The sequence below is a fragment of the Rubrivirga sp. genome (genome assembly GCF_049648075.1).
Lineage (GTDB): Bacteria > Bacteroidota > Rhodothermia > Rhodothermales > Rubricoccaceae > Rubrivirga.
Genome location: NZ_JBARYR010000156.1, coordinates 1 through 4,665, shown reverse-complemented (window position 1 = coordinate 4,665; position 4,665 = coordinate 1). Strand labels below are relative to the sequence as shown.

Annotated in this window: 9 protein-coding genes and 1 pseudogene; all 10 read right to left on the bottom strand. The window is 65.4% G+C overall.

Going from position 1 to position 4,665, the window contains the following annotated elements; genetic code table 11:
* Nucleotides 1-94: 94 nt before the first annotated feature.
* Entirely contained in the window at nucleotides 95-661 is a 567-nt protein-coding gene (gene rplF / locus WBA11_RS04465; protein ID WP_424519523.1) for a 50S ribosomal protein L6, read from the bottom strand.
* A 14-nt stretch (nucleotides 662-675) separates the two neighbouring features.
* A complete protein-coding gene (gene rpsH / locus WBA11_RS04460; RefSeq protein WP_424519522.1) occupies nucleotides 676-1,077 on the bottom strand; it encodes a 30S ribosomal protein S8 in 402 nt (133 codons plus the stop codon).
* A 119-nt stretch (nucleotides 1,078-1,196) separates the two neighbouring features.
* On the bottom strand, nucleotides 1,197-1,514 hold the full coding sequence (gene rpsN / locus WBA11_RS04455) for a 30S ribosomal protein S14 (protein WP_424519521.1): 318 nt from the start codon (nucleotides 1,512-1,514) through the stop codon (nucleotides 1,197-1,199).
* Between the two features lie 64 nt (nucleotides 1,515-1,578).
* Nucleotides 1,579-2,148 carry a 50S ribosomal protein L5 gene (gene rplE / locus WBA11_RS04450; protein ID WP_424519520.1) on the bottom strand — a complete coding sequence of 190 codons (570 nt, stop codon included), beginning with the start codon at nucleotides 2,146-2,148 and terminating at the stop codon, nucleotides 1,579-1,581.
* Nucleotides 2,149-2,150: 2 nt separating this feature from the next.
* Nucleotides 2,151-2,537 carry a 50S ribosomal protein L24 gene (rplX, locus tag WBA11_RS04445; RefSeq protein WP_424519519.1) on the bottom strand — a complete coding sequence of 129 codons (387 nt, stop codon included), beginning with the start codon at nucleotides 2,535-2,537 and terminating at the stop codon, nucleotides 2,151-2,153.
* The gene (gene rplN / locus WBA11_RS04440) at nucleotides 2,537-2,905 is read right to left on the bottom strand and encodes a 50S ribosomal protein L14 (protein ID WP_424519518.1); all 369 of its coding nucleotides are present in this window, start codon (nucleotides 2,903-2,905) and stop codon (nucleotides 2,537-2,539) included. Before rplN ends, rplX begins: the two co-directional genes overlap by 1 nt.
* Before the next feature lie 45 nt (nucleotides 2,906-2,950).
* The gene (rpsQ, locus tag WBA11_RS04435) at nucleotides 2,951-3,238 is read right to left on the bottom strand and encodes a 30S ribosomal protein S17 (RefSeq protein WP_424519517.1); all 288 of its coding nucleotides are present in this window, start codon (nucleotides 3,236-3,238) and stop codon (nucleotides 2,951-2,953) included.
* 193 nt (nucleotides 3,239-3,431) lie between these two features.
* Entirely contained in the window at nucleotides 3,432-3,644 is a 213-nt protein-coding gene (rpmC, locus tag WBA11_RS04430) for a 50S ribosomal protein L29 (RefSeq protein ID WP_424519516.1), read from the bottom strand.
* Nucleotides 3,645-3,693: 49 nt separating this feature from the next.
* On the bottom strand, nucleotides 3,694-4,161 hold the full coding sequence (locus WBA11_RS04425) for a helix-hairpin-helix domain-containing protein (RefSeq protein WP_424519524.1): 468 nt from the start codon (nucleotides 4,159-4,161) through the stop codon (nucleotides 3,694-3,696).
* Nucleotides 4,156-4,569: pseudogene (gene rplP / locus WBA11_RS04420) on the bottom strand (50S ribosomal protein L16); the annotation flags it as partial. The gene WBA11_RS04425 and the pseudogene rplP, both read right to left, overlap by 6 nt.
* Between the last annotated feature and the right edge of the window lie 96 nt (nucleotides 4,570-4,665).

The window sequence follows — 4,665 nt, the reverse complement described above, 5'->3', positions numbered from 1 at the left end:
GTGGTGCGCTTCGGGCAGACGGGTCGGCCGTCCGGCCACGCACGAAAAAGTGAGTCCGATCACGGGGACGGGCGCCCCCATGATCGGTATAGAACTAGCGAGCGGCGGTCTTGCCAGCCTTGCGGCGGACGTACTCGTCGGTGTAGCGGACGCCCTTGCCCTTGTAGGGCTCCGGCGGACGAAGTGCGCGGATCTTGGCTGCGACCTGGCCGACGAGTTGCTTGTCGATGCCGGTGATCTTGATCCGCGGGTTCTGACCACGGACCGTCTCGGCCTCGATGTCGACGCCGTCCGGCGGGACGAAGTAGATCGGGTGGGAGAACCCGAGCGCGAGCTCGAGGACGTCCATGCCGGACATCTTCTTCGAGTCGGCGCGGTACCCGACACCGATGACGTCGAGCTCCTTGGAGTAGCCGGCCGTGACACCCTCCACCATGTTGGCGATGAGCGACCGGGTCAGGCCGTGGAGCGCCTTGTGGCGCTTCTGCTCCGTCGGGCGCGTGACGACGATCTCGCCGTCCTGCACCTCGACCGAGAGATCAGGGTCCACATCCAGGCCGAGCTGGCCCTTCGGCCCCTTGACCGTGACGTGGTTTTTATCCGTGACGTCGAACGAGACGCCGTCGGAGATCGGGATCGGCTGTTTTCCGATTCGGGACATATCTCTGGGGGTCTCTAGCTGACGGTGGCGAGCACTTCTCCGCCGATTCCAGCCCGGCGGCACTCCTTGTCGGTCATGACGCCGCGGCTCGTCGAGAGGATCGCGATGCCAAGGCCGTTCATGACGCGGGGCAGGTTGTCCGAGCCGACGTAGCGGCGCAGGCCCGGCTTCGACACGCGGTCGATGGTCTGGATGACCGGCTTGCCGCCGCGGAGGTACTTGAGGTAGATCCGGATCAGGCCCTGCTTCGTGTCCTCGACGTTGACGTAGTCGGCGACGTAGCCTTTGTCGACCAGGATCTGGGTGATGGCTCGCTTCAGGTTGGAAGCGGGCACGTCCACGTAGGGGTGGCGGGCCTTCTGGGCGTTGCGGATACGCGTGAGGTAGTCCGCGACGGGATCGCTGAGTGCGCTCATTGTGTCTTCGGCCGGTTCGCCCTCGAGGGCGCCTGACCGCTAGATGGAAAGTGGTTCTGGATTCGACGTTCAGGGTTTGCTCAGGTGCAGGTCCTTGCGAACCCTGAACCCCGAGCCTTCTACCAGGAGGACTTGCGAACGCCGGGGATCTGGCCCTCGACGGCGAGCTCGCGGAACACGTTGCGGCAGACGCCGAACTTCCGGATGTAGCCACGGGGACGGCCCGTCAGGGCGCAGCGGTTGTGCAAGCGGACGGGGCTCGCATCACGCGGAAGCTTCTGGAGCTCCTCGGCGATGGCCTGAGCCTCGGCCGGGTTAAAGTCGTCGGAGTTCTTGAGCTGACGCATCTGCTCCTTAAGCTCCTTCCGCCGCTCGGCGTACTTCGCGACGGCCTTGCGGCGCTTCTTCTCGCGGGCGACGGCGCTGGTCTTAGCCATGGTGTCTGTGTTGCTGTGTCGGCCTCGAGGGCGACAGGTGTCCGACCTCGAGGTCGGGTATTGGTTACGCCTCGACGGTCTCGCGGCGGACGAACGGCATCCCGAGCTCCTTCAGGAGCGCGTGGGCCTCCTCGTCGGTCTCGGCCGTCGTCACGAACGTGATATCGAAGCCGGAGACGCGCGATACGGAGTCGATGTCGATCTCGGGGAAGATGATCTGCTCCGTGACGCCCAACGTGTAATTGCCGCGGCCGTCGAAGGACCGGTCGGGCACGCCGCGGAAGTCACGGACGCGCGGGAGCGCCAACGTCACGAGACGGTCGACGAACTCCCACATCTTGTCACCACGGAGGGTGACGGCCACGCCGACGGGCATGCCGTCGCGGAGCTTAAAGTTGGAGATCGACTTGCGCGCGTTGCGGACGGCGGGCTGCTGGCCCGTGATCTTGCGCAACTCCTCGACGGCGTCGGTCAGGACCTTCTTGTTGGTCGCGGCCTCGCCGATGCCCTTGTTGATGACCACCTTCAACAGACGCGGCGTCTGCATCGGGTTGTCGTAGCTGAACTGCTCGGTGAGAGCGGGCGCGATCTCGGCGCGGTAGCGCTCCTTGAGACGGGGTGTGTAGTTCTCCATGTCTAGCTATCGAGCTCGTCGCCCGTGGTCTTGGCGTAGCGGACCCAGCGGGCCTGGCCGGTGTTGGGATCCTCGACGCGCTTGCGGCCGATGCGGGTCGGAGCGCCGTTGGCGTCGACGGGCATCACGTTCGAGACGTGGATCGGGCGCTCGGCCTCGATGCGACCGCCGTTCGGGTTGACTTGGTTCGGCTTGGTGTGCTTCAGCCGGAGGTTGACGCCCTCGACGAGCACGCGCTCCTTCGAGGGGTAGACCTCGAGGATGCGAGCCTGATGGCCCTTGGGACGGTCGTTGGAGCCGCCACCGTGGGCCGTGATCCGCTTCGTGAGGACGACGGTGTCGCCCTTCTTGACGTGGAGCTTCTTCTGCTTGTTCTTCGTGCGGGGCATTAGAGCACCTCCGGGGCGAGGGAAACGATGCGCATGAACTGGCGGTCGCGGAGCTCACGGGCGACAGGCCCGAAGATGCGTGTACCGCGCGGCTCGTCCGCGTCGTTGATCAGGACGGCCGCGTTCTCGTCGAACCGGATGTACGACCCGTCCGGACGCCGAAGCTCCTTCTTGGTACGCACAATCACGGCGCGGGACACGTCGCCTTTCTTCACGTTGCCGCCAGGAATCGCGTTCTTGACGGAGCAAACGATGATGTCACCGACGCGGGCGTAGCGACGGCCGGAGCCGCCGAGCACGCGAATACAGAGGACCTCCTTGGCCCCGCTGTTGTCGGCGACGTTGAGTCGGGATTCTTGCTGGATCATTGGGTGTGCCGAGTGCGGGCCGGCCTCGAGGCCGACTCCTCAAGGTTATCGGGCGCGCTCGACGACCTCCACGAGACGCCACCGCTTTGTCTTCGACATGGGGCGGGTCTCCTGGATGCGAACGGTGTCGCCTTCGTTGGCGTCGTTCGTCTCGTCGTGAGCCTTCAGCTTCGTCGTCTGCTTGACGAACTTGCCGTAGATGGGGTGCTTCACCTGCCGCTGGATCGCGATGGTGATGGTCTTGTCCATCTTGTCGGAGACGACGAGGCCGACGCGGAACTTGCGCGCGCCGCGCTCGGCGACCGCCTCAGCGGTCGGTGTGGTATCTGCCATAGCCTGGAGCCCTCGCGGGCGGGAATGCTATTCGCTTGGTGGGCCGGAACCCCACCAACTACGGGGATGGCGCGGATGCGCCGTGCGATCATGGGGACGAACCTCAATCGATCGCGGAGGGCGAGGATAACCAAGCCCCCGGTGAAGGTTCAGTCAGAGCCGTCCTCGAGGACGGTCCCGCGCTGAAGCTTCACTACTCGGCAGCGGCCTCGCGCTTCTTCTCGTTCAGGATCGTCCGCATGCGGGCGATCTCGCGGCGCTTGTGGCGCAGCACGATGGGGTTCTCGAGGCCCGTCACCGAGCGCCGGAACCGCAGGTCGGTCAAGTCGCGAGTCTCCTCGGCGATCCGCTGCTTGATCTCGGCCTCGTTGAGGTCTCGCATCTCGTTGGCTTTCATAGTCGGCATGGAAAGGCCTCGAGAGACAGCGCCCTCGAGGCCGATGATCTGGTCAGTGCTAGGCGGAGGCCGGCGGCGTGTTGCCGTCGTCCGACGTGTTGTCGCCCTGGTTCTGCGGGTTCGGTCCGGCGTTCTCCTCGGCCGACTCCGACGCGTCCTCCTCGACCGGGCGCTCGACCTCGAGGTCGTCCTCGATCTCGACGACGTTGCCATCGGCTTCGCGGAGCTCCTCGACGTAAGTGTCGAGCCCGTCCAAGTCGTCGTCAACGAAGAACTGCGCCTGCTTGGCCCAGGTCTCTTCGTTGACCGACTGGTCGTCGGTGCCGTCGGCGGAGATGATCTCGCGCAACGTCTCGACGTCGGCGTCGGCGACCGCTTGGTAGCTGTCGATGCCGGCCTCGATGAGTTGCTCGGCCATCGTGTCCCCGAGTCCGTAGATCTTGGTCAGGTCCACGTTGTCGATCTCGACCTCGATGGCGGCCTCGTCCTCGCCCGACGCAGACGCCGGCGGAGGAACGGTCACCATCTCGGGACGCATCACGAACTTGGCCTTGACAGGGAGCTTCTGAATCGCCAGGCGCAACGCCTCGCGTGCCGTCTCCTCGTCCACACCACCGACCTCGAACAAGACGCGGCCGGGCTTGACGACGGCCACCCAGTACTCGGGCGAGCCCTTGCCTTTACCCATTCGGGTCTCGGCCGGCTTCTTGGTGATCGGCTTGTCGGGGAAGACACGGATCCACACCTTGCCCTGACGCTTCATGCGTCGGGTCATGGCGATACGAGCGGCCTCGATCTGGCGGGACGTGAGCCAGCCGGCGTCGAGCGCCTTGATTCCGTAGTCGCCGAAGTTGATCCGGGCGCCGCGCTGGGCGAGCCCCTTCCTCCGGCCCTTCTGCATCTTGCGGAACTTGGTCCGCTTCGGCATCAACATGTCAGTCGTCGTCTAGGTGAGGGCGCGCCGGGGGGCGCGCCCGAAGTCAGTTCGATTATCGGCGGCCGCGGCCACCGCCGCCTCCACCACTGTTGC